The organism is Anaerobacillus sp. MEB173 (genome assembly GCF_052119505.1).
Lineage (GTDB): Bacteria > Bacillota > Bacilli > Bacillales > JBJMAU01 > JBJMAU01.
Window position 1 is genome coordinate 187,316 of record NZ_JBJMAU010000006.1, and the last position, 23,421, is coordinate 210,736.

Annotated in this window: 25 protein-coding genes and 1 pseudogene; 21 read left to right on the forward strand and 5 right to left on the reverse strand. The window is 38.4% G+C overall.

The genetic code is table 11. The features are described 5' to 3' along the window. Nucleotides 1-93 precede the first annotated feature (93 nt). Genes ACJ2A9_RS14350 through thrB form a run of 3 tightly spaced genes read left to right on the forward strand, consistent with a single transcriptional unit; the run spans nt 94 to nt 3,379 of the window. Nucleotides 94-1,398, forward strand: coding sequence for a homoserine dehydrogenase (locus ACJ2A9_RS14350; RefSeq protein WP_441422354.1), 1,305 nt, complete (start codon nt 94-96; stop codon nt 1,396-1,398). Continuing rightward, nucleotides 1,395-2,456 carry a threonine synthase gene (thrC, locus tag ACJ2A9_RS14355; RefSeq protein ID WP_441422355.1) on the forward strand — a complete coding sequence of 354 codons (1,062 nt, stop codon included), beginning with the start codon at nt 1,395-1,397 and terminating at the stop codon, nt 2,454-2,456. The genes ACJ2A9_RS14350 and thrC overlap by 4 nt, the downstream gene beginning before the upstream one ends. Further along, nucleotides 2,456-3,379: a homoserine kinase gene (thrB, locus tag ACJ2A9_RS14360; protein WP_441422356.1), complete on the forward strand. Its 924-nt coding sequence runs from the start codon at nt 2,456-2,458 to the stop codon at nt 3,377-3,379. Before thrC ends, thrB begins: the two co-directional genes overlap by 1 nt. 91 nt (nt 3,380-3,470) lie before the next feature. Here the strand turns inward: thrB and ACJ2A9_RS14365 are convergent, their stop codons facing one another. After that, nucleotides 3,471-3,707, reverse strand: a complete 237-nt coding sequence (locus ACJ2A9_RS14365) for a NifU family protein (RefSeq protein ID WP_441422357.1) — start codon at nt 3,705-3,707, stop codon at nt 3,471-3,473. Nucleotides 3,708-3,995: 288 nt separating this feature from the next. Here ACJ2A9_RS14365 and ACJ2A9_RS14370 point away from each other — a divergent pair, with 288 nt between their 5' ends. From ACJ2A9_RS14370 to dapF, 4 genes are all read left to right on the forward strand, one after another. Continuing rightward, complete coding sequence (locus ACJ2A9_RS14370; RefSeq protein WP_441422358.1) at nt 3,996-4,304, forward strand: YuzD family protein; 309 nt, start codon at nt 3,996-3,998, stop codon at nt 4,302-4,304. 42 nt (nt 4,305-4,346) lie between these two features. Continuing rightward, nucleotides 4,347-4,583 carry a YuzB family protein gene (locus tag ACJ2A9_RS14375; protein ID WP_441422359.1) on the forward strand — a complete coding sequence of 79 codons (237 nt, stop codon included), beginning with the start codon at nt 4,347-4,349 and terminating at the stop codon, nt 4,581-4,583. A 143-nt stretch (nt 4,584-4,726) separates the two neighbouring features. After that, complete coding sequence (locus ACJ2A9_RS14380) at nt 4,727-4,960, forward strand: hypothetical protein (RefSeq protein WP_441422360.1); 234 nt, start codon at nt 4,727-4,729, stop codon at nt 4,958-4,960. Between the two features lie 5 nt (nt 4,961-4,965). Beyond that, on the forward strand, nt 4,966-5,817 hold the full coding sequence (gene dapF / locus ACJ2A9_RS14385) for a diaminopimelate epimerase (protein WP_441422361.1): 852 nt from the start codon (nt 4,966-4,968) through the stop codon (nt 5,815-5,817). 120 nt (nt 5,818-5,937) lie between these two features. Here dapF and mqnE read toward each other — a convergent pair whose 3' ends face one another. Then, entirely contained in the window at nt 5,938-7,032 is a 1,095-nt protein-coding gene (gene mqnE / locus ACJ2A9_RS14390; RefSeq protein WP_441422362.1) for an aminofutalosine synthase MqnE, read from the reverse strand. A gap of 269 nt (nt 7,033-7,301) precedes the next feature. Between mqnE and ACJ2A9_RS14395 the strand changes: the two genes are divergently transcribed. Then, on the forward strand, nt 7,302-7,490 hold the full coding sequence (locus ACJ2A9_RS14395; protein WP_441422363.1) for a Spo0E family sporulation regulatory protein-aspartic acid phosphatase: 189 nt from the start codon (nt 7,302-7,304) through the stop codon (nt 7,488-7,490). Between the two features lie 206 nt (nt 7,491-7,696). Continuing rightward, nucleotides 7,697-8,056 (forward strand): HesB/IscA family protein, encoded by a 360-nt coding sequence (locus ACJ2A9_RS14400; protein WP_441422364.1) that lies wholly within the window; start codon nt 7,697-7,699, stop codon nt 8,054-8,056. A gap of 184 nt (nt 8,057-8,240) precedes the next feature. Here the strand turns inward: ACJ2A9_RS14400 and ACJ2A9_RS14405 are convergent, their stop codons facing one another. Continuing rightward, a complete protein-coding gene (locus ACJ2A9_RS14405) occupies nt 8,241-9,233 on the reverse strand; it encodes an NAD(P)/FAD-dependent oxidoreductase (protein ID WP_441422365.1) in 993 nt (330 codons plus the stop codon). Nucleotides 9,234-9,807: 574 nt separating this feature from the next. Here ACJ2A9_RS14405 and ACJ2A9_RS14410 point away from each other — a divergent pair. The 5 genes from ACJ2A9_RS14410 (at nt 9,808) to ACJ2A9_RS14430 (ending at nt 13,344) form a co-directional block, all read left to right on the forward strand. Then, nucleotides 9,808-11,013 carry an NAD(P)/FAD-dependent oxidoreductase gene (locus ACJ2A9_RS14410; protein WP_441422366.1) on the forward strand — a complete coding sequence of 402 codons (1,206 nt, stop codon included), beginning with the start codon at nt 9,808-9,810 and terminating at the stop codon, nt 11,011-11,013. A 90-nt stretch (nt 11,014-11,103) separates the two neighbouring features. After that, nucleotides 11,104-11,580 carry an NUDIX domain-containing protein gene (locus ACJ2A9_RS14415; protein WP_441422367.1) on the forward strand — a complete coding sequence of 159 codons (477 nt, stop codon included), beginning with the start codon at nt 11,104-11,106 and terminating at the stop codon, nt 11,578-11,580. Nucleotides 11,581-11,750: 170 nt separating this feature from the next. After that, complete coding sequence (locus tag ACJ2A9_RS14420) at nt 11,751-11,900, forward strand: YuiA family protein (RefSeq protein WP_441422368.1); 150 nt, start codon at nt 11,751-11,753, stop codon at nt 11,898-11,900. 139 nt (nt 11,901-12,039) lie between these two features. Further along, entirely contained in the window at nt 12,040-12,357 is a 318-nt protein-coding gene (locus tag ACJ2A9_RS14425) for a YuiB family protein (RefSeq protein ID WP_441422369.1), read from the forward strand. A gap of 279 nt (nt 12,358-12,636) precedes the next feature. Then, entirely contained in the window at nt 12,637-13,344 is a 708-nt protein-coding gene (locus ACJ2A9_RS14430) for a 3D domain-containing protein (protein ID WP_441422370.1), read from the forward strand. Nucleotides 13,345-13,461: 117 nt separating this feature from the next. Here ACJ2A9_RS14430 and ACJ2A9_RS14435 read toward each other — a convergent pair whose 3' ends face one another. Beyond that, on the reverse strand, nt 13,462-14,265 hold the full coding sequence (locus ACJ2A9_RS14435; protein WP_441422371.1) for a cobalamin-binding protein: 804 nt from the start codon (nt 14,263-14,265) through the stop codon (nt 13,462-13,464). Nucleotides 14,266-14,307: 42 nt separating this feature from the next. Further along, nucleotides 14,308-14,784, reverse strand: a complete 477-nt coding sequence (locus ACJ2A9_RS14440; protein WP_441422372.1) for a divergent PAP2 family protein — start codon at nt 14,782-14,784, stop codon at nt 14,308-14,310. A 164-nt stretch (nt 14,785-14,948) separates the two neighbouring features. On the opposite strand from ACJ2A9_RS14440, the pseudogene ACJ2A9_RS14445 reads away from it, so the two are divergent. The 7 genes and pseudogenes from ACJ2A9_RS14445 (at nt 14,949) to ACJ2A9_RS14475 (ending at nt 23,384) form a co-directional block, all read left to right on the forward strand. Next, nucleotides 14,949-15,325 (forward strand): annotated as a pseudogene (locus ACJ2A9_RS14445) (DUF309 domain-containing protein). A 116-nt stretch (nt 15,326-15,441) separates the two neighbouring features. Beyond that, complete coding sequence (locus ACJ2A9_RS14450; protein WP_441422373.1) at nt 15,442-16,938, forward strand: leucyl aminopeptidase; 1,497 nt, start codon at nt 15,442-15,444, stop codon at nt 16,936-16,938. 544 nt (nt 16,939-17,482) lie between these two features. Continuing rightward, nucleotides 17,483-18,676 carry a M24 family metallopeptidase gene (locus tag ACJ2A9_RS14455; protein ID WP_441422374.1) on the forward strand — a complete coding sequence of 398 codons (1,194 nt, stop codon included), beginning with the start codon at nt 17,483-17,485 and terminating at the stop codon, nt 18,674-18,676. 52 nt (nt 18,677-18,728) lie between these two features. Continuing rightward, nucleotides 18,729-19,691 (forward strand): cyclodeaminase, encoded by a 963-nt coding sequence (locus ACJ2A9_RS14460; protein WP_441422375.1) that lies wholly within the window; start codon nt 18,729-18,731, stop codon nt 19,689-19,691. Nucleotides 19,692-19,738: 47 nt separating this feature from the next. Next, nucleotides 19,739-20,944 carry a cystathionine gamma-synthase family protein gene (locus ACJ2A9_RS14465; protein WP_441422376.1) on the forward strand — a complete coding sequence of 402 codons (1,206 nt, stop codon included), beginning with the start codon at nt 19,739-19,741 and terminating at the stop codon, nt 20,942-20,944. 94 nt (nt 20,945-21,038) lie between these two features. Next, nucleotides 21,039-22,247 (forward strand): M20 metallopeptidase family protein, encoded by a 1,209-nt coding sequence (locus tag ACJ2A9_RS14470; protein WP_441422377.1) that lies wholly within the window; start codon nt 21,039-21,041, stop codon nt 22,245-22,247. 96 nt (nt 22,248-22,343) lie between these two features. Beyond that, nucleotides 22,344-23,384 (forward strand): homoserine dehydrogenase, encoded by a 1,041-nt coding sequence (locus ACJ2A9_RS14475; protein ID WP_441422378.1) that lies wholly within the window; start codon nt 22,344-22,346, stop codon nt 23,382-23,384. The last annotated feature ends 37 nt before the right edge of the window (nt 23,385-23,421 follow it).

The window sequence follows — 23,421 nt, forward strand, 5'->3', positions numbered from 1 at the left end:
AACGGAGATTCATTCTATAATGTCCTTTATAGAAAGACAGATGTATTCTCAGGGAGTACATATAACTTTAAGGCTATTGAGGGAGTGGAAGCTATGAATAAAGGAATTTCAGTAGGATTATTAGGATTGGGGACAGTGGGCACTGGAGTTATTCAAATTATTCAAGCTCACCAGCAAGAATTACAGCATCAAGTCGGTTGCCCTGTATCAATTGGAAAAGTTCTCGTTAAAAATCTCCAAAAAGAACGTGATATAGATATAGATGCTTCATTGTTAACTGATCAGCCAGATGATGTTGTTTTAAATCCCGATATTGATGTCATCATTGAGGTAATGGGTGGCGTTGAAGAGGCAAAAGGGCATATTGTGAAAGCTCTTCATAATAAAAAGCATGTGGTTACGGCGAACAAAGATTTAATGGCGTTATATGGTGCAGAACTTATCACAGTTGCCTCTAAAAATGAGTGCGATTTATTTTATGAAGCAAGTGTAGCTGGAGGAATTCCAATTATCCGGAGTCTTGTCGAAGGACTATCTTCAGACCGGATTACGAAGATGATGGGAATTGTCAATGGAACGACGAATTACATTCTTACTAAAATGAGTAAGTATGGCAGCTCTTATGCAGATGTACTAAAAGAAGCGCAACAGTTAGGTTACGCTGAAAGTGATCCGACTGCCGATGTAGAAGGTTTGGATGCAGCTAGAAAAATGGCAATTCTGGCAACATTAGGATTTTCAATGAGTGTTGCGTTAGAAGATGTTTCGGTTCGCGGAATTTCAAGTGTCAGCGATGATGATTTGAAATATGCGAGTCAAATGGGCTATACAATGAAATTAATTGGGCTTGCTCAGCGTGATGAAGGCCGTGTTGAAATCAGTGTCCAACCAACATTATTACCAAATGAGCATCCATTATCATCAGTAAATGATGAATATAATGCTGTATATGTATACGGTGAGGCGGTTGGAGAAACGATGTTTTACGGACCGGGTGCCGGCTCATTACCGACAGCAACAGCTGTTGTTTCTGATTTAGTAACTGTAATGAAACATATGCGGTTAGGTGTAACGGGTCGAAGTGCATTGCCGCCGCTTTATGATAAACAGTTAAAGACGGATGAGGAGATGGAATCAAAGTATTTCCTGCGCCTTCATGTTGAAGACCGAGCAGGGTCATTTTCAGCGATTACGTCTTTATTTGCGGATCATCTAGTCAGCTTTGAAAAGTTACTGCAGCTTCCAATTAAAGGCGAAAATGATATGGCGGAAATCGTTATGATTACACACAAAACAAACAAAAAAACGTACGAAGAGATTTCTCAAAAGTTACGTGACTTAGATGTAGTTAAAGAAGTAAAGAGTAGTTACCGAGTTGAGGGAGGACAATCGAAATGAGCAGTTGGAAAGGATTATTACATCAATATAAAGAGTACTTACCAATCAATGATAACACACCAATGTTATCACTGAATGAGGGGAATACACCGCTTATTCCATTAGAACATCTTTCAAATGAGTGGGGAGTAGACATTCACGTTAAGGTCGAAGGAGCTAACCCTACAGGATCATTTAAAGATCGCGGGATGGTTATGGCTGTCGCTAAAGCAAAGGAAGAAGGAAGCAACACAATCATTTGTGCATCAACTGGAAATACATCAGCAGCAGCGGCTGCTTACGGAACGCGTGCAGGTATGCGTTGTATCGTTGTTATACCGGAAGGAAAGATTGCTCTTGGTAAATTAGCTCAAGCGGTAATGTACGGAGCAGAGATCTTTGAAATTAAAGGAAACTTTGATAATGCATTATCCATCGTTCGCAGTATTGCTGAGAAAGAGCCAATTGCTCTCGTAAACTCTGTCAATCCATATCGTATTGAAGGGCAAAAAACAGCAGCATTCGAAATTTGTGATGCGCTTGGTAAAGCGCCGGATGTCCTTGCGATTCCAGTTGGGAATGCAGGTAACATTACTGCGTACTGGAAAGGCTTCAAAGAATACAATGAGAAGCACCAAACAGGCTTACCGCAAATGCGAGGTTTTGAAGCGGAAGGAGCAGCAGCAATTGTAAAAGGGGAAGTGATTGAAAATCCTGAAACGATTGCAACAGCAATCCGTATCGGAAATCCGGCAAGCTGGGATTATGCTGTAAATGCAGCAAATGAATCAAACGGAAAAATTGATTATGTAACAGATGAAGAAATCGTTTCAGCTTACAAACTATTGGCAAGCCGCGAAGGTATTTTTGCTGAACCGGGTTCATGTGCATCAATTGCCGGCTTGAAAAAGCAAATTGAATCAGGAGAAATTGCCAAAGGTTCTAAAGTTGTTTGTGTACTCACTGGAAATGGATTGAAAGATCCAAATACGGCGATGGATTCAATTACAGTGAAGCCAATTGTTTTACCAAATAACGAGGAGGCATTTTTAGAACACATTAAAGGTGGTGTTCGCTAGTGCTTACGGAGAAAGTGGTCATTTCAGTACCGGGAAGCTCAGCAAACCTGGGACCAGGATTTGATTCAATTGGGCTTGCTGTGAATCGTTATTTAACGATCACAGTAACGCCAGCAGAGAAGTGGACTTTTCATATTGACGAGTCGAAAGAATTAGAAGGAATTACAGGTGATGTTGAAGATAATTTGATTTATCAAGTAGCCACACATATAGCGGGGGAGTATGGGAAAGAGTTGCCGCCGTGTGATGTTGCAATGGAAAGTACAATCCCATTATCAAGAGGATTAGGAAGTAGTGCAGCAGCCATTATTGCCGGAATTGAACTAGCCAATCAAGTGCTTGGGTTACAGCTAACTGATGATGAGAAGCTTCGTCATTCCAGTCTATGGGAAGGTCACCCTGATAATGTATCAGCATCGTTGTTCGGTGGTTTAGTCATTGGAAGTCATCGTGAAGACGCTACGGATGTGATTCGTGGTGGTGTTCCTGAAATTGATATCGTAATGATGGTTCCACAGCAGGAATTAAAGACAAAGAAAGCGCGTGGAGTGCTTCCGGAAACGATTTCTTTTAAGGAAGCAGTGAAAGGAAGCAGTATTAGTAATGTTCTTACAGCAGCCATTTTGCAAGGAAACTGGGAATTGGCGGGGAAAATGATGGTTGAAGATATTTTCCACCAGCCGTACCGGTTTGAACTTGTTCCTGGACTTGAGAAGGCGTTAAAAGAAGTGCGTGATCTTGGGGCATATGGAGTCGCTTTAAGCGGAGCAGGACCAACGGTTATTTGTTTTACAGCGATCGGGCAAGGTGAGTCATTACGGGAAAAACTTGCCGAACGTTTTCCTGAGTTTTCTTTTCAAATTGTTAAACCGGATAGTAATGGGGTTACTGTTTCAAAAGTAACAATTGAAGCCAATGTATAAACGGGAAAGTTGAAAGTTGATGGTTACAAAAAAAAGCAAAGGTCGGTGACCTTTGCTTTTTTGGTACTGTAATGTTTAAACAAACGTTTAATTAAAAAACTTGTTCTAATTCTTTTACACCAGGAACTTCTTCAAGTAAAGCTCTTTCAATTCCTGCTTTCAGTGTAATTGTAGAACTTGGGCAAGATCCGCAAGCACCCATTAGGCGCACCTTCACAATACCGTCTTCAATATCTACAAGCTCAACGTCGCCGCCATCACGAAGTAAGAACGGACGTAGCTTATCTAATACTTCTTGTACTTGCTCTTGCATAGTTACATCTGCCATGAAAAAACACTCCTTTCTTTACTTTCATTATAATATCCTAAAATTAAAAAATCCATTATTGGAACTCGCAATTTCTAATGATAACCGATGCAATGGAAACACTATACTTAAAAAAATGTTGATTTAAAGGCTTTTTTTAAAAAACTTTAATGTATAAAAAGTTAAAAAATAGTAAAATAACCTAAGTAAATGAATACAAAATAATTGCTAATCCTAAGAAAGAATAATAAGATGTAAACAGCTAGATATTTGTTTTTATGGCAGATTAGCAATGTGGAGGAACTTAAGATGGAACATGGGATAACAATAAAAGTATATGGAGCTGAAGAGAAATGTGCGAGTTGTATTCACTTGCCTTCAGCATTAGATACGAAGGAATGGCTTGAGGCTGCTGTTCAGAGAAAGTATCCTGATAGACAATTCCGGTTTGATTATGTCGATATACATCAGCCACAAACAGAAGAGGAGAAGCAATTTTCCCAACGGGTGATTGAGGAAGACTTGTTTTATCCTGTTGTTGTTATAGATGGAGAAATTGTTGCGGAAGGGAATCCAAAGCTTAAGGATCTTTATGATAAAATCGAGCGTATGAATTGATCAATAAAAATAGTGTGTAAGTGATAACAGAGGTGAATATGATTGAAGCCGATTATCGAGTTTTGTTTAAGTAATTTGGCGAGCGGTACACAAAGGGTTAAAGAACAATTAGAAAATGATCCTAACCTTGATGTGATTGAATATGGGTGCTTAGGACATTGCGGGAAATGTTACTCAGAACCATTTGCCCTTGTAAATGGTGAGTATGTTTCAGGACAGACAAATGAGGAACTGCTTGAAAACATTTATACATTTCTAGAAGAAAATCCGATGTTTTAATTTGGACAAGTTATTTTACACTCCCGAGTCTTTCGGGAGTTTTTTTTGTGTTAGGATAGCGCAATACGATGATAGTGTATTATACTGTAAAAAATTGCGTTTGAGAATTTACGAAGCATTCACCAAGGAAGAGAGGGGATTCTGTGATTCCATTTGAAAACACTTGGCCTTATGAGCGAGTGGTAAATGATATTTATATTGATCAATGCCCTTATTGTGAACAGGAAAGTATTCTGACACCAATGAAAAAAAGTGACTTAGAAAGGGCAAAGGAAGGGATCAAAACAATATTAATTATGCCGTGTTGCCATCATAGGATGACTATTCTAGAAGCAGATGATGATTATTTTTGGACGGATGAAAAACTACGGAAGTAAGGAGTATGGCGATGAAGTTTACAAAAATGCATGGACTAGGAAATACGTATATTTATATTAACTTATTTGAAGAGAATCTTGCTGAAGAACAATTATCTGATTTAGCTGTAAAAGTGTCAAACGTGAATACCGGAATCGGTTCAGATGGAATGATCCTCATCTGCCCTTCAGAACAAGCCCCGGTTAAGATGAGAATTTTTAATAATGATGGATCTGAAGGGAAGAACTGTGGCAATGGACTGCGCTGTGTTGCCAAATATGCATATGAGCATGGAATTGTTAAAGAAGAGGTTTTTAAAATTGAAACATTAGCTGGTCTTGTCGAGGCCAAAGTTCATGTTACAGACGGAAAAGTTGACGTTGTAACCGTTGATATGGGAGAACCAAGATTATTAAGGAAGGAATTGCCTATGGTTGGTAACGGCGAAGAGAAAGTCATTAACGAACCAATTGATGTTAATGGCCAAAGATGGGAGATGACCGGCGTTTCGATGGGGAACCCTCATGGAGTCTTTTTCGTCGAGGATATTGAATCAGCACCTGTAACAACATTAGGTCCTGTACTTGAAAAGCACGAGTTATTTCCAGAATGGCTAAACGTCGAGTTTGTAGAAGTCGTTTCAGAGGACGAATTACATTTTCGCGTATGGGAAAGAGGATCAGGAATCACCCAAGCATGTGGTACAGGTGCCTGTGCAGCCGCAGTTGCCGCCATATTAAACGAAAAAGCAAAAAGAGACCAAAATATCACCGTCCATCTATTAGGCGGAGATTTAACAATCAATTGGACGAATCAAGGCAACGTCCTCATGACCGGGCCAGCAGAAACGATATGTGAGGGGAAGTTCTTACTTTAGTTTAGAGTTTAGAGTTTAGAGTTATTTTTGAAAAAAGCGATTCACGAAGCATAGCTTCGATGAATCGCTTTTCGCTTTTATGTGTTGTTTTGTTAAAGCTTTTTAACTCTAAACTATCTATTAGTACTCTTTAATCACATTATAAAAAGTATCACGTTCTACTGGTTTTTTGTTGGCGCCTTTGATGAGGTGAATAAGCTCGTCCCTTGTTAAGCCTTGGGATGTTAGAGCACCTACAGCGTGGGAGATACGTTCTTCAATTAATGTACCGTGGATATCATCTGTTCCGAATGATAATGCCATTTGTGTTAATTGTGGTCCGATATTAATCCAGTAGGCTTTAATGTGATCAAAGTTATCTAGCATTAAGCGGCTAATCGCTAATGTACGTAAATCATCATAAGCGGATGTACGGCGCTTTAAGCTGGCATTGACGCTTTTAGGCTGCATTGCAAGCGGAATGAAGACCATATAACCGTTCGTTCGGTCTTGCAACTGACGAACGCGATCCATATGAATCAGACGCTCTTCTTTTGATTCGATTGATCCGTAAAGCATTGTCGCGTGGGTTTTTAATCCTAAGTTGTGAGCTGTTTCATGAGCTTCCAGCCATTTATCAGTTGATGCTTTATCAGGGCTCATTTTTGCACGGTATTCTTCTGTTAGAATTTCCGCACCACCGCCAGTAAGGGAACTTAATCCAGCTTTCATTAATTCCTGGATAACTTCTTTCATTGAAATCCCGGCAAGGCGAGAGAAAAATTCAATTTCGGCACCTGTATATGCTTTTACAGTAGCTTGTGGGTAATGCTTCTTTAACGTGCGAACAGTATTGACATAATAATCAAAAGGTACTTCGTTATTGTGACCGCCGACAATGTGGAATTCACGAATGTTATCGTTCCAGCGCTCAGAAACATATTTTAATAATGCTTCCTCGTCCATTGTATACGCACCTTCTTCACCCGGTTTGCGCTTAAATCCACAGAATGAGCAACTTGCTTCACAGACGTTTGTTGGATTAATGTACATGTTTTCAATAAAATAAACGTTATCACCATTTTTTCGTTGGTTGACCATATTTGCTAACTGAGCAACAGTCAGAAGATCAGTTGTCTCATAAAGCTTAAGACCGTCCTCAATCGATAAACGTTCACCATGTTTCACTTTCTCGGCTATTTCTTCTAGCTTAGAATCAAAAATCATTGTAGCCATTTCATTGCCTCCGTTCATTGTTATCATAATATAGTAATGCCATCGCAGCATAATAGAATAAAAAATTCGGAAAGTTATTGTTTAACATACCATTCTATTATAGTTCTATTCTGATAGAGTAGCAACAATAGTGAAACATATGGATATTTTTATAAGTTCCTATTATATCGACAAAAGATGTCAAAACTAGTGGAAATATATGTTTGTCAACATAGATCGGTTTAGGTAGAATGTTATTAAGATAGAAAAATGGACAAGGGGTGAGAATCTTGATTAATTTTAATGAAAGTAATGACTGTTTAGAACAAATTGAAGTTCTCAGAAAGCGTATGATATCAGCAGCATTGCTTTATGGAATGAATCACCCAACCGTGTTAAAATACAGCCAAGAGATTGATCAGTACCATAATCAAATGCTATTTGTAACAAAAAATATAGAAAGTTGTCCCACTTATTAGCAAGACGAAAAATAAATAGTGAATAAGTGATCTAGTCGAAGGTAGAGAAAGCAGTTTTCTTGTACTTTCGATTTTTTATTTATATACTGACACTATATGAACAGTGTTAATATTATATTAGTGTAAAATGTAAAACTTGGAAGAAATGACCGTGAAATGGGAACGCTAATTATTAATTATCAAATTATCAATTATCAAGGAGGTAGATGATTTTGTTAACGATAACTGAGTCTGCTGCTGACAGAATTAAAGAGATGATGAAAGAAGAAGAGCAACAAAATCTCTTTTTACGTATTGGTGTAAAAGGTGGAGGATGTAGTGGGCTTTCTTACGGAATGGGTTTTGACGCGGAAAAAAAAGATGATGATCTTACATTTGAACAGCATGGTATCCCAGTAGTAGTAGACAAAGAGAGTGAAGGGGTACTAAGAGGTGTTATTATTGATTTTAAACAAAACATGATGGGCGGAGGATTTTCAATTGACAATCCGAACGCAATTGCATCCTGCGGCTGTGGTTCCTCATTTAGAACAGCGGATAACACAGGGACGCCGAGTGACTGTTAAAAAGACAATTTAAAATTTAGAATGTAGAATTTAGAATTGGTCTAGTTAATTCAAAGATGCTAAATCATTAGAGCATCTTTGAAAAGCTTACAATAATTCTACATTCTAAATTATCAATTCTAAATTATAAGAGAGAGCTAAGCGGCGGGCTTAGCTCTTTTATTTATTTCTTTTTCGGGAGTTTTTAGAACATGCTTGAACTGTGGCCTGGTTGGAGTTTTGAGTTTGGGTCAATATAGGCTTTGGCGTTGTTAACAGCAGTTGGTGCTTCACCGAATCCAGCAGCAATTAACTTTACTTTACCTTCGTACGTAGCTATATCTCCAGCTGCATAGATGCCCTTGATGTTTGTCTCCATTTTGGAGTTAACGACAATATTGTTCTTTGCAATTTCAAGACCCCATTCTTTAATGGGTCCTAGTGAAGAGATAAATCCAAAGTTAACAATGACAGCATCGACATCGAGTGTTTCTTCTGTATCACCTTTTATTTTACCGATGATTACTTTATCAATTTGTTCACCATTACCGATCAGTTCTTTTATCGCATAAGGTGTTTTTACATCGACTTTCGAGTTCATTAATAATTCAATACTGTGTTCATGGGCGCGGAACTTGTCACGACGGTGAATGAGGGTTACTTTTTCAGCGATAGGCTCCAACATTAACGCCCAGTCAACAGCTGAGTCACCACCACCGCTAATCACGACCTTTTGGCCGGCAAACATGTTTAAGTCATTGACAAAATAGTGGAGGTTCTTACCTTCATACTGTTCAGCACCATCTACTTCTAAACGCCGAGGCTGGAATGCGCCAACACCAGCAGTAATGATGACGGTTTTTGAATAATGGACTTCTTTATTCGTAGTAATTTCAAAGATGTCATGATCATCTTTTTTTACTTTTTGGACAGACTGCTCCAGAACAATTGTTGGACTAAACTGATTTGCTTGTTCGATAAGATTATCAATAAGTTCTTGGGCACGAACTTTTGGGAACCCAGCTACATCATATATGTATTTTTCTGGGTATAGAGCAGAAAGTTGGCCACCTAATTGGGGCATTGCTTCAATAATCTTTACTTTGGCCTGACGCATACCACCATAAAAAGCAGTGAAAATTCCAGCAGGTCCTCCACCAATTATTGTAATGTCATATACATTCTTTTCTTGTGTCAAGTAGTCCACCCCCGTAAAAGAATTGATTATGCATTTTTCATCTTTATAACTAAATTATAAGCGCAATAATTTTGAATTGAAAGGATAATTATGACTTTTATACATTTTATTAGAAAAGTAGATAGGAAAATGTATTCAAAAATGGATTAGAATCATAGTTTGTATAAGACGAATAATAATATGTTATATAAGGGTTGTTTAGCTTTCAAAAAATTACTATAGAATATCTTTTTAAAGTATTCTCATAGTATTTAATAAAAATAGTAAAAAGTAGTTGAAAAAAACTAACGAACGCAATATTATAGATGTAGATAAGTTGTGAATTTTTTGCGACAATTTCTTTAACGTTGTATATATTTTATACTCATTATTTTTTTCTTACAATTCGTGAAATACATCACAAATTTTTTTATCGTCATTAGTGAAATACATCACAAGTTTTTTTATCATCATTAGTGAAATTTATCACAAAGTATTGGAAAAAAGATTCAGTTTTATATCGATTTCAGAGGAAAAGCTAGTAAAAAAAGAAAAATCCGGACTCAAAAAAAAAAAGAAAGTGGAAGTGATTGAAATGAAAAAACCTAAAATTTTAATTCTTGGTGCAGGATATGGAGGAATGATGACTGCAACAAGATTATCTAAAGAATTGTCTTATAATGAAGCGGAAATTACGTTAGTAAATAAGCATAACTATCACTACCAAACAACATGGTTACACGAGCCAGCTGCTGGAACTCTTCACCACGATCGTACACGTATTCTAATCGATGATGTGTTAGATACAAACAAAATTAAATTCATTAAAGATACGGTAGCTAAAATTAATAAAGACGATAAAACAGTAACACTTGCAAACAATGGTGAACTTAGCTATGACTATTTAGTGATTGGTTTAGGTTCAGAGCCAGAAACATTTGGTATTCCTGGTGTTAAAGAGCATGCTTTTGCGATTCGCAGTGTAAACTCTGTTCGTCAAATCCGTGAGCATATTGAGTACATGTTTGCAAATTACAACAACGAAGAAGTAAAAAGCGAAGATTATCTAACATTTATCGTTGCTGGAGCTGGGTTTACAGGGATCGAATTCGTTGGTGAGTTAACGGAACGTGTTCCGGAATTATGTGAGGAGTTTGACATCGATCGTTCAAAGGTTCGCATTATTAATGTTGAAGCATCACCAACTGCATTGCCAGGTTTTGATAGTGAGCTTGTAGAATATGCTGTTGATTTACTTGAGAGCAGAGGCGTTGAATTTAAAACAAACACGCCAATTAAAGAATGTACTCCAGATGGTGTTATTTTAGCTGATGGTACAGAAATTAAATCAAAAACTGTCATTTGGACGACTGGGGTACGCGGAAATTCTCTTATTGAAGAATCAGGTTTTGAAGCAATGAGAGGTCGTGTAAAGGTTGATCCTGATTTACGTGCACCGGGTCACGATAATGTTTTCATTATTGGAGATTGTGCATTAATTATCAATGAAGAAATTAATCGTCCTTACCCACCGACAGCTCAAATTGCGATTCAGCAAGCATACACTTGTACTCATAACTTAAAGGCGCTTATTACTGGTTCTGAGCTTAAGGCATTTAAACCAGAAATTAAAGGAACAGTTGCTTCATTGGGCGGTGACGAAGCAGTTGGAGTTGTAGGGAAGAAGAAACTCTACGGTACTTCGGCTTCAGCAATGAAGAAAGTGATCGATAACCGTTACCTTTATTTACTAGGCGGTATTCCACTTGTTCTGAAAAAAGGTAAGCTAAAATTATTCTAAAAATAAACAATTAAAAAGAACAATGGCAATGCAATTCCGCCATTGTTCTTTTTCTCTATATATGCTAACTACGAGAGAGGGAAGAAGGTCATGAAAACAGAACGAGGGAATGTTTGGCTGGCTGCTGCCGGTATTGTAATCAAAGATGGAAAATGGTTAGTGGTCGAAAAAAAATATGGCGGTCTTAAAGGCAAATGGTCGTTTCCGGCTGGATTTGTCAATGGAGATGAAACAGTGGATGAAGCCGTTCAAAGAGAGGTCTTAGAGGAAACGGGGATCAAAACGTCAATTATAGACATTGTCGGTGTTCGTACGGGAGTGATTAATCATTCGATTAGCGACAATATGATTGTTTTTCTGTTAGAAGCAAAGAGCGACACTATTTCGATTCAGCCTGAGGAAATTGAGTGCGCAGTCTATTTATCACCCGAACAGTTAAAGGGTGACCCAAAAACATCAACAATGATTCATTTTTATTTAGAGAAATTGTCTGAGAAGAGGTTCAATATCCAAAAGGGTGATCCTGGAGCCGTCTTTGGGTACACAAAGTATAAATTATTTTATTAGAAATCTCTTCTAGATAAGTCAGAAACATCGGAAAAGTCTGCAATTTTTAGAAAAAACGGGATGATTGCGCTTACATAGGTCGCTAAGGCATAAATCTATACTTTCCTATTTTTAAATAGCCTGATATAATTATCTGAAAGTTTAGATAATTAAACAAGGGGGCTAATACGATGACATTCAAGAATAGTATCTTAAAGAAGGACGATTGTCCCTACTGTGCTGGAAAAGGATATTTTCAATTAGTACTCGGTGGTTCTGAAACGTGTGAAAAATGTGAAGGAACTGGAAAAACTAAAGAAGAAGAAAAAGTGTACCAATAATGGTACGCTTTTTTTCATGGGGAATAAATGGTTAGTTAGAAATTTTTCATAAACTCTAAATTCTAAACTCTAAACTCCCTATTATTGACGCTTGTTCTATATTTAAAGTAAACTAACTATAGTACATGGGGGTGATTGAGTGAGTTTACCACAACTTCTTATTTCAATGCTATTATTTCTAGTTTTGTTTTTTGGCATTGGATTTTTATTAAATATGATCTTGCGTTCAACGTGGGTAATGGCGATTATATATCCGATTATTGTAATTATGATTATTGATGATGTAAAGTTTTACGAATATTTTCTTGCGCCTGGAACAACACTTCCTGCCTTAGGAGAAAAATTTATTTCACTGTATGTTCCTGACATCATCGTTTTAACAACAGGCTTAGTAGGGGCCATTTTGGCCGGCATTGTCATTCGGATGCTAAGAGTTCGAGGCTATCAAATGTTTTAAATCCTATGCTGCATGCTTCTTAAGTTGCTTCTCTGTAAATCAGGGGAGCTTTTTTAATTAATAATTAATAATTAATAATTAATAATTAATAATTAATAATTAATTGAGATCTTCCTAGAGGGTTTTAAAGCTTCTTTGAAATGGGTAAAACCAATTATTAATTACTAATTATAAATTATTAATTCGCCTTTAGTTATCTAATTATTTGAATATTCTTTCCTCTTTTTTGAATAATTTCTCTTTTTTTTGGGGATGATTCAAGTTGAGAGGAGTGAAAGAATGGAAATTGTAAAAACGAGTGTAAAACGAATATCGATGACAACTTTGTTTGTTATTGCTCTATTTACAACATTTCAATCAATTTCTGGTGTTAGCGCAAAGGATCTTTCCTTTTGGATGTATACTAACAATTGGTTCAAAAATTTTCAGTCTCAAACGTTTGATGGTGATGAACTAATTACAAAAGGTTCATCATTGTCATTAAAATCGTTACCAATGGTGAAAACTGAGCACAGGGCGATGTCTTATGAGGCAGTTGAGTCACCTGCCGTCTCACTTGAAGAATCAGTTGACTGGAGTAGATATCCAGCAAAAAAAGTGATAGCCACAGGGTATACAGCTGGATATGAGTCGACAGGGAAAAGCTCTGATCATCCAGCATACGGCATTACATATTCTGGTGTCCGTGTAAAACGTGACTTATACTCAACGATAGCAGCGGATCCACAATTGTATCCGATTGGAACAATTTTGTTTATTCCTGGTTATGGTTATGGTGTGGTTGCCGATACGGGTTCTGCAATAAAAGGAAATAAGATTGATTTGTATTATGATACAGTAGAAGAAGTCTATGAAAACTGGGGTAAGCAAGAAATTGAAGTTTACGTTGTAAAAGAGGGTAATGGTAAATTAACTGAAGATGAACTAGACGCCCTAAATGAAAACGAGGCAATGCAAGTATTCAGGCAGCAAATTCAATCTAGTTAATGGCAATGTAAAATTAAAAATGTAAAATGTAAAAAGACAAAAAGAATGACTGCATTTTATTTGCAGTCATTCTTTTTTCTTTATGAGGGTTTTAATTTTACATTTTACATTTTCAATTTAAAGTAGCGGGTCTTCACCATCAAATGCTGGATATGCATTTGGGTGGATGATAGAGGCGATTTTTGTTAGGCCTGTAATTAATTTTGGTGATGGGCGGCAAAATAACGGTTCATCTAAGACATAGATTTTGTTGTCCTTGATAGCTTGTAATTCAGTCCAACCTGGGCGTTGCTTTACAAGTTCTGGCTTTACTTTTTCTTGTTGAACACCGACCCAAACAAGACATATATGATCAGGGTTACGCTTACGAACATCTTCCCAATTGGTTTGAACACTCGCTTGCTGGTGGTCACTATAGATATTCGTTCCGCCTGCAAGCTCACTAATGATCGTGAGCCAGTTTGACTCTCCTGGAGTGAAAATTGGTTTTGGCCACCATTCCCAATATAAGCTTGTCGGAGCAACACTCTTGGCAATGTCGCGATACTGCTCGATGATTTCGTTGTAGCGGGCAGCGACTTGTTTTGCTTTATTTTCACTATTTGTCATTTTCCCTAACTCAAGCAGGTTTGCCGCTATTTCATCAAGGCTGTTCGGATTAAATACAACATGTGGGATGTTTCTCTCTTTTAATGCTTCTACATTCTTCTCCATTCCAGGTACGCTTAATGAAGCAACAACTAAGTCAGGTTGAAGTGACTCGAGTTTGTCCATATCAATATCTAGATCAGGACCTAATCGAGGCAAGTTATGTACTTCCTTTGGCCAATCAGAATAATCATCAACAGCAACTATTTGTGAAGTTAAGCCTAAATAACCAAGTAATTCGGTATTACTAGGACAAATCGATATAATACGCATAACGGTTCCCCTCTCAAAATGTTTCTTTTTCTGATTTATATTTTAATGAAGTAAAGCATGGAGGATGAGTGTCAAGATAATCCCTAGTAATCCACCAAAGAAAACTTCAATTGGCTGATGACCTAGCAGCTCTTTTAACTCTTTTCTTTTTTCCTGTTCTTCCTTTTCTGGCCATGTCTTTACTTGTTCAGCTAACTTATTAAAATCCGTGACAAGTCTGTTAAGGACGGTTGCTTGTTCTCCTGCATGCCAGCGAACCCCAGTCGCATCAAACATGACAATAATTCCAAAGATTGCTGATATCGCAAAAAATGGAGATCCTAACCCTTCTTCAAGCGCAATGGCAGTTGATAAAGCTGTAACAGCACCTGAATGAGAGCTTGGCATCCCGCCAGTACTTGTTAATAATGTCCAATCTAACTTCCTTGAGGCAATGAATTGCAGTGGAACTTTAATAAATTGAGCAAAGCCAATGGCGAATAATGCGGCCCACAAGGGAAAATTAGTGAATAATTCCATAATGTTATGTGCTTCCTTTCTTATTCTAAGAATTTATACGCTACAGGGTCTAGTTATTATTATTCTTTGTCAGATGTATTTTTCCTATCATAAATTGTTTGTTATACTTATCAAAATGTTTTTAATATTCCTATAATAAAATGTAATTAGGAGAGGATTCGTTTATGAGTTACTATCCCCTGGAGTATTATCAGTTTTTTGTTTCTTTTAATGAAGGTGATTATTATACATGCCATGATTTGCTGGAAGAAATCTGGATGACCGATAAAGATAATTTCTTTTAAAAGGTATGCTCCAGATGTGTGTGGCCATTTATCATTACGAATATGGGAATGTAAAAGGTGCCAGGATTATGATGAAAGCCGCATCTGAATATATTCAGCCATATCGTCCATATTATTGGGGAGTCGACCTTGAGCAAATCAATGCATTTATTTTGAATTGTTTAAAGATTATACCACAGGATATTGAACGAGTACCATTTGAAAATGTGTCTGAACTTCCAAGATTACCACAACTTGCTCTTTATCTGCATGAATGATCAATCATCAATCGATATACAATTAGAAATGGTTGCTAAAAGTAGGTTATAGTAGATAGTGCCCCTTGCTTGTGTAAATAAAGGTGCAAAATAAGTGTTAGGAGTTGTGATGGAGAATGTATACAGTATTAAGTCATAGTCCTTTAAAGGATGAGCATGAAGCGCTGGTTATTGGTGTTTTTGAAGATGAAAAAAAGCCAGTCGATTTTGTGAAAGAATTGGATGATTTACTTGACGGCCATATAACAGAGCTTATTTATGAAGAGCAAATTTCAGGAAAGAAAAATAAATTGTCAAAGCTATTTCCTTTTGGAAAGGTTAAAGCAAAACGCCTCTATTTTATTGGACTAGGGAAGAAGAAAGATTTTTCATATGAAAAGGCGCGTGAAGCATTTGCTACTGGAGTGAAACAGCTGAACAAAGATAAAACAAAACAAGCTTCATTTGTGCTATCTACTTTTTCTGCGGTAAGACTTGAGGAAGAACAATTTGCTCATAGCTTGGCAGAAGCGGTTTCACTTGCATGTTACAAGTTTGACGATTATAAGGAAAAGACAAATGAAGTTGAGAAGAAGCTTGAAACAATTAACGTCTATAGTTCTGAAGAGAAAGATGAAATTGAAGCAGGTCTGCATGCTGGGCAAGCCTATGGTGAAGGAACCAACTTGGCAAGAACGCTTGTTAATACGCCCGGCAATCTAATGACGCCAACTGATCTTGCTGCTCAAGCTGAAGAAATCGCCAAGCGCTACGGAATGGAATATGAAGTGCTTGAAAGAGAAGACATGGAGAAATTGGGAATGGGTGCGCTTCTAGCCGTTGCTCAGGGGACAGATCAGCCGCCAAAGATGATCGTCTTAAAATACCGTGGTCAAGAGAAATGGGAAAATGTCTTAAGCTTTGTCGGAAAAGGACTAACATTTGATGCTGGAGGAATATCGATTAAACCTGCGGCAAATATGCATGAAATGAAGATGGATATGGGTGGATCTGCAGCAGTGCTCGGAGCGATGGAAGTCATCGGTCGTTTGAAACCGAATGTCAACGTCCTGGCCGTTATTCCTTCATCTGAAAACTTACTGAATGGTTCTGCTCTGAAGCCAGGAGATGTGATTACGTCAATGGCCGGAAAGACGATTGAAGTGCGAAATACAGATGCTGAGGGACGATTAATTTTGGCAGATGGAATTACATATGCAAAACAGCTAGGTGCAAATTATATTGTTGATATTGCGACATTAACAGGAGCTGTCCTTGTTGCATTAGGAACGTGTACAACGGGTGCAGTGACTAACAACGAAGAGTTTATGGAGGATGTCCTTCTTTCAGCGAATGAGGTTGGAGAATTAATGTGGCGTCTACCAAACTTTGAACCATATAAAGAGTTATTAAAAACAAGTGATGTTGCCGATTTGAACAACTCTCCAGGTAGAAATGCCGGAAGTATTACAGCTGGTTTATTTTTAGGTGAATTTGCGGGTGATACACCTTGGGTTCATCTTGATATTGCGGGTACGGCATGGAGTGACAGTGAAACAGCATTAAGTCCAAAAGGGGCATCCGGTGTCATGGTCAGAACATTAGCGACATTAGCACGCCACTTTGAAAAATAAATAAATTCTCATTAAATAAGGTCTCTTGTGGGCGTAAAAGCTTTGTACACGAAACTAAGCGGTCACGAGAGACCTTAACTTGTTGAAAAACCCCATTTTAGAAGGTTCGTGGCCATGAGCGCTCTTATTTTGTTATTTCAAGCAAACAAGTAGATGCAAATACTAGAATAAGGTCTCTCAAGGCCGCGTAATGTCAAAAACCAATCAAAATAATGTAAATAAGGTCCCCTATGGCCGCGAGGCACCGCACATAAAACTAAGCGGACATAGGGGATCTTAATTTTCTAAAAAAGCCTATTCCTAAAGCTTTCACGGCCATTGTAGCCTCATTTCCATAAATCTAGCTCTATCCCCAAGACCTCCAACTACAACCTATTATCTCTCTGTAAACATTTTGTCTATAAAATTCTCTTAATTTCATACATTTTTGCAATTGTTGAAAAATTCACTTTTAAACTATAATGAAATCACATCAAACAACAATCGTTTTATTTTTCAGAATTTAATGTCAACTTAATAAGTGGCGATAAGGAGGATCGATTCAATGTTATCGTTTGAACTTGCTGAATATAAGCAAAGAATTTTAAAAACAAAAGAGAAAATGGTTTCTCAAGGTATAGATGTTTTACTGATTACTGATCCGGCGAACATGAATTATTTGTCTGGATATGATGGTTGGTCATTTTATGTACATCAAATGTTAGTTTTGATTCTTGATGAGGAACAGCCGCTTTGGATCGGGCGTGCCCAGGATGCAAACGGAGCAAAAGTAACAACTTGGCTATATCACGAAAATATCATCTCTTATACTGATGACTACGTTCAATCGACAACGAAGCATCCAATGGACTTTGTCGCTAACATTTTAACTGAAATAGGGCAGGCAAATCGTACGATAGCCGTTGAAAAGGATGCCTATTATTTTACAGGGATGTGCGGTGAGCGTCTCAAAGCAGGCTTACCAAATGCTACGTTTAAGGATGGAACGAACCTAGTCAATTGGGTTCGCTTAATAAAATCAGATCAAGAAATAGAATATATGAGAAGAGCAGCAAAAATCGTTGAAAGAACAATGCAAACCGCAATTGATTCGATCGACGTTGGAGTAAGAGAATGTGATGTTGCTGCCAATATCTATCACGCACAAATTTCAGGGACTGAGTTCTTTGGCGGAGATTATCCGGCTATAGTGCCGCTAATGCCTGCGGGTATTAAAACATCTACGCCGCATTTAACATGGTCAGATGATCGTTATAAGGAAGGCGACACGGTCATTTTAGAGCTAGCAGGCTGTTACAAGCGATACCACTCTCCACTAGCAAGAACATTAGTCCTTGGTCAACCGACACAACAAGTTAGTGACCTGTCAAAAGTGGTCATCGAGGGATTAAACACAGCTTTAGAGGCTGTTAAGCCAGGTATTACTCTAGAGGAAGTTGAATTGGCATGGCGCAAGTCGATCGAGAAAAGCGGATTTAAAAAGGAGTCACGGATTGGTTATGCGATGGGGCTGAATTATCCACCTGACTGGGGTGAGCATACAGCGAGCATCCGGCCAGGGGACAAAACAATCCTGCAGCCGAACATGACATTCCATATGATTCCTGGAATCTGGTATGACGATTTTGGAGTAGAGCTAAGTGAATCGTTTAGAGTGACGGAAAATGGCTGTGAGATTTTAGCGAATTTTCCAAGAGAGTTGTTTATCAAACACTCAAGTATCAATACTGCATCATAATTAGGTGCTGAAATAAAGCAGCGTATTCGGCTATAAAGGGGGGAATTTTACAATGAAGATTTTTACAGAAGAGGAAATTAGACAGCACGTCCAAATCAATGTAAGTGCAATTGATGTTGTGGAGGATGGATTTAATAGTTTAGCAGAAGGTAAAGTCTCCATGCCTCCGATTATGAGGGTCGATATCCCTGAAAATAATGGTGAGGTTGATGTGAAAACCGCCTATATAAAAGGAAAAGAGATGTTTGCAATCAAAATCTCTACAGGCTTCTTCAATAACTATCAACTCGGCCTGCCAAGTGGAAATGGAATGATGATTCTGATTAACACAACAACAGGTAAGCCAGAGGCTGTGTTATTAGATAATGGCTATTTAACTGATGTAAGAACAGCGGCGGCTGGAGCCATAGCTGCAAAACATCTAGCAAAAAAGAATGTTCATACCGTTGGTGTCATAGGTTCAGGAAGTCAGGCACGTTATCAGCTTCAAGCATTAAAGGAAGTTCGCGATTACAAGCAAGTGCTCGTCTATGCGCGCTCAAAAGAACGCGTGCAAAAATTTATCGAGGAAACTAAGGCTGCATTAGGTGTAAATGTAATTGCTGCTGAAACTACAGAGGAATTAGTCAAACAAAGTGATGTTGTCATTACGACAACCCCATCTGAAACCCCAATCATTCAAGCAGAGTGGTTGCACCCAGGATTGCATATCACCGCAATGGGATCAGATGCAGAGCATAAACAAGAGTTAGCGGCTGATGTATTAGCTGGTGCTGACCGACTTGTTTGTGACGTGAAGTCTCAGTGCTTCCGTCTTGGTGAATTGCATCATGGCCTCAAAGCAGGTGTCATTACTGAGAATTCTCTAATTACTGAACTAGGAGAAATTACTTCAGGAAAAGTTGTTGGAAGAGAAAATGATGAACAAATCACCGTTTGTGATTTAACGGGAACCGGAGTGCAAGATACTGCAATTGCGTTGTACGCATTTCAAGCAATGTTAGCTAAAAAATAATATTCAGATCGGAAAAATAAAACTAATAACTAAGAGGAGTGTTGAAAATGAATTATCATGAAAACGCAAAAATCGGAACGAAAGCTGTATGGGGCGGAGAAAAAGAATATTTAGTACACGGTGCATCTCAAGTACCGATTATTCCAAGTGTAGCCTATACGTATGAAGATATGGATCACTGGTATGATGTAGCAGTAGGCAAAGCAAAAGGACATATCTATGGACGTAATACAAACCCGACAGTTCAAGCATTCGAAGACAAAGTAAAGGTTCTTGAAAGTGCAAAAGCAGCAACAAGTTTCTCAACTGGTATGGCTGCAATCAGCAATATCTTTGATACATTCCTGCGTCCGGGGGACAAAGTTGTCACAATTAAAGATACGTACGGTGGAACAAACAAAATCTTTACTGAATTCTTACCTCCAAAGCAAATTGAAGTTGTCTTCTGTGAAACAGGTAATCACGAAGAAATTGAAGCAGCGGTTGCTAAAGGATGTAACATGCTTTATCTTGAAACACCAACTAATCCTACTGTAAAAATTACAGATATTGAGCGTATGGCAAAAGCCGGTAAAGCTGTTGGGGCATTAGTTGTTGTAGATAATACGTTTGCTACACCAGTCAACCAAAACCCACTTGCATTAGGGGCTGACTTAGTACTTCACAGTGCAACAAAATTCTTAGGCGGACACGCAGATGCTCTTGGTGGAGTTGTCGTAAGTAATGATGAAGAATTAATCGAAAAGCTATATCATTATCGTGAAATCAATGGAGCAACAATGGATCCATTTGCAGCATATTTATTACTGCGCGGGATGAAAACTCTTGACCTGCGTGTAAAACGTCAAGCAGAAAATGCTATGAAACTAGCGACTTATTTACAATCAGTCGATATGGTAGATGTTGTCTTCTATCCAGGATTAGAGACTCATCCGAACCATGATATTGCCAAGAAGCAAATGCGCGGATTTGGTGGAATGCTAAGCTTTGCAGTTGCTGGCGGAGTAGATACAGTAAGAGAATTATTACCAAAACTTCAATATGCAAACCGTGCAGCTAACTTAGGGGCAGTTGAAACAACTGTAGGTCCGGCAAGAACAACAAGTCACGTTGAATGTACTCCAGAAGAGCGTGCAGCAATGGGAATTCCTGAAGGCTTAATCCGTGTATCTTGCGGAATTGAAGATGCAGAAGATATTATCGCAGATTTCGAGCAAGCTTTTGCACACGTTAAAAGTCTTGTAAAAGCATAATCTAATTTAATAGTTTAATTCAATGGCGCGCTTGGTGAGTACCTTCACCAAGCGTTCCCTCTCCATAAGAGGAGAATGTCTAGGAGGTAGCAAGATGTCAGAACAAAAACAAATCAAAGTAAAGAATGCATATGACATATCTGATAAATTAACGAAGTGGCGACGTCACCTTCATAAATTTCCTGAACTTAGCTTCAATGAATATAAAACGGCTGAATATATTAGTCGGCAATTACGAAGCATTGAGGGGATGAGTGTTCAAACAGGAGTTGCAACAACCGGTGTAGTTGGAACGTTATCTATTGGAGATGGACCAACAATCGCGATTCGTGCAGATATTGATGCTTTGCCAATTCAAGAAGAAAATGATCATCATTTTTGCTCTGAGAATGATGGTGTGATGCATGCGTGTGGTCATGATGCACACCCAACGATCGCATTAGGAGCTGCCACCCTCCTAGCTGATGCTTTTAAAAATGGAGAAGTACGCGGAACAGTGAAGTTTATCTTTCAGCCAGCGGAAGAAAGTACAGATGAACATGGACTTTCAGGTGCACCATACATGATTAAAGAAGGAGTTCTTGAAGGCGTGGATGCGGTGCTCGCCTTGCATATGTGTCCTTGGCTTCCGGTTGGAGAAGTTCAAGTAAATGATGGCTACAGTATGGCCAACGTCGATGTTTTTTCAGGAAAAATCTTTGGAAGTGGAGGACATGGAGCATATCCGCATTTAGGGACAGATCCGATTTGGATGTTAGGTCCTGTGTTGCAGGCCCTACACGGTGTTGTCGCACGAAGGGTATCTCCTCTTGAACCAGCTGTGATCAGCATCGGGCAAGTACATGCGGGTACAGCTAGTAATATCATTCCGACGGAGGTTTCAATTGAAGGAACGATTAGAAGCTATAGTGATGAGGCAAGAGAGTTATTAGCAGCCGAGCTTAGGAAAGCGTTTTCGATAACTGAAAATTTTGGAGGCCAGTATGAGTTAAGTATAGAAAATGGCGAACCAGCACTCAATAATGATGCAACGGTTAACCGCTGGCTTGTTACTACAATGAATGATCTCTATCCTGAAATGAAGATTCATAGAGAACCGTTTGGATTAGGTGGCGAAGATTTTGGTTACATGACAAGAGAGGTACCTGGAGCGATGTTTTTCTTAGGTTGTTCATTGTCTGACGGGGTTAACAGAGACCTTCATACACCTATCTTTGATATTGATGAGCGTTGTTTACCAATCGGTGTTTCGATTTTATCGGAAACCGTTAGACGGTATTTACAAGGGAAATATAAAATGTAAAATGTAAAATTTAAAATGGAAAATCAATTTCGAAATCCTTCGACGTAATGCTACGGAAACTTAATTGAAGGATTCACGAATGGAGGGAACAAAAATATGACTCAAAAGCTAGCACTTTTAGGATTTGGAGTCGTTGGGCAAGGGCTTGCGGAGATTATTTTAAACAAAGCAGAATCATTGCGTAATGAAACTGGGTTTGAAGCAAAAGTAGTGGCCATTTCGGATTTTATCAAAGGATCAATCTATCATCCGGAAGGTCTTGATATAAAGACGGCGCTAAAGTTAGTAAAAGAAACAGGAAAACTCGATGATTATCCAGAGTCACCAGGATTAATTCGCGGCTGGGATGCGTTAACAACGATTCGTGAAAGTAATGCAGATACGATCCTGGAAGCGACGTTTACTGATGTAAAAACAGGTCAGCCGGCAATTGATCATTGTAAGGCGGCCTTTGAAAATGGCAAAAACGTTGTGATGAGTAATAAAGGTCCAGTTGCGTTAGCTTATCAAGAGTTGGCACAGTTAGCGAAAGAAAACAATGTTCGCTGGGGCTTTGAAGGAACGGTGATGAGTGGAACACCAGCGCTAAGGATGCCATTAACATGCCTAGCTGGAAATGAAGTAACGGAAATTCGTGGGATTCTTAACGGAACAACGAATTATATTTTAACAAAAATGGAAGAAGGGTTAGCTTATGAGGATGCACTTGCTGAGGCGCAAAGCTTAGGCTATGCAGAAGCAGATCCGACGAGCGACGTAGAAGGATATGATGCCCGTTATAAAATTGTCATTCTTTCAAATACAGTGATGAATGCACCTCTTAAAGTTGACGATGTTGATTGTAAAGGGATTACAGCGATTACATTAGAGGATATTGAAAAGGCGAAAGCGGAAGGCAAGAAGTGGAAACTGTTAGCAAGAGCGAGAAAAGAAGGAGACCGTGTGATTGCGACAATCGCACCCGAAATGGTAGAGATCACCGATCCATTAGCATCCATTACAGGTGCTACAAACGCGGTGACTTTTGATTGCGATTTAGCTGGACCAATTACATTAGCGGGTGCAGGAGCAGGACGTATTGAAACTGGCTATTCTCTCCTTATTGATTTGATTAATATTCACCGTGGGCAAATTTAAATAGATTTATCAAAAAATAGTAAGAGAAAGGTGGTTA

Coding starts and splice junctions, on each gene's coding strand:
- ACJ2A9_RS14350 (WP_441422354.1), top strand. CDS start 94: ATGAATAAAGGAATTTCAGTAGGATTATTAGGATTGGGGACAGTGGGC.
- thrC (WP_441422355.1), top strand. CDS start 1,395: ATGAGCAGTTGGAAAGGATTATTACATCAATATAAAGAGTACTTACCA.
- ACJ2A9_RS14365 (WP_441422357.1), bottom strand. CDS start 3,707: ATGGCAGATGTAACTATGCAAGAGCAAGTACAAGAAGTATTAGATAAG.
- ACJ2A9_RS14370 (WP_441422358.1), top strand. CDS start 3,996: ATGGAACATGGGATAACAATAAAAGTATATGGAGCTGAAGAGAAATGT.
- dapF (WP_441422361.1), top strand. CDS start 4,966: ATGGCGATGAAGTTTACAAAAATGCATGGACTAGGAAATACGTATATT.
- mqnE (WP_441422362.1), bottom strand. CDS start 7,032: ATGGCTACAATGATTTTTGATTCTAAGCTAGAAGAAATAGCCGAGAAA.
- ACJ2A9_RS14400 (WP_441422364.1), top strand. CDS start 7,697: ATGATTTTGTTAACGATAACTGAGTCTGCTGCTGACAGAATTAAAGAG.
- ACJ2A9_RS14410 (WP_441422366.1), top strand. CDS start 9,808: ATGAAAAAACCTAAAATTTTAATTCTTGGTGCAGGATATGGAGGAATG.
- ACJ2A9_RS14415 (WP_441422367.1), top strand. CDS start 11,104: ATGAAAACAGAACGAGGGAATGTTTGGCTGGCTGCTGCCGGTATTGTA.
- ACJ2A9_RS14420 (WP_441422368.1), top strand. CDS start 11,751: ATGACATTCAAGAATAGTATCTTAAAGAAGGACGATTGTCCCTACTGT.
- ACJ2A9_RS14430 (WP_441422370.1), top strand. CDS start 12,637: ATGGAAATTGTAAAAACGAGTGTAAAACGAATATCGATGACAACTTTG.
- ACJ2A9_RS14435 (WP_441422371.1), bottom strand. CDS start 14,265: ATGCGTATTATATCGATTTGTCCTAGTAATACCGAATTACTTGGTTAT.
- ACJ2A9_RS14440 (WP_441422372.1), bottom strand. CDS start 14,784: ATGGAATTATTCACTAATTTTCCCTTGTGGGCCGCATTATTCGCCATT.
- ACJ2A9_RS14450 (WP_441422373.1), top strand. CDS start 15,442: ATGTATACAGTATTAAGTCATAGTCCTTTAAAGGATGAGCATGAAGCG.
- ACJ2A9_RS14455 (WP_441422374.1), top strand. CDS start 17,483: ATGTTATCGTTTGAACTTGCTGAATATAAGCAAAGAATTTTAAAAACA.
- ACJ2A9_RS14460 (WP_441422375.1), top strand. CDS start 18,729: ATGAAGATTTTTACAGAAGAGGAAATTAGACAGCACGTCCAAATCAAT.
- ACJ2A9_RS14465 (WP_441422376.1), top strand. CDS start 19,739: ATGAATTATCATGAAAACGCAAAAATCGGAACGAAAGCTGTATGGGGC.
- ACJ2A9_RS14470 (WP_441422377.1), top strand. CDS start 21,039: ATGTCAGAACAAAAACAAATCAAAGTAAAGAATGCATATGACATATCT.
- ACJ2A9_RS14475 (WP_441422378.1), top strand. CDS start 22,344: ATGACTCAAAAGCTAGCACTTTTAGGATTTGGAGTCGTTGGGCAAGGG.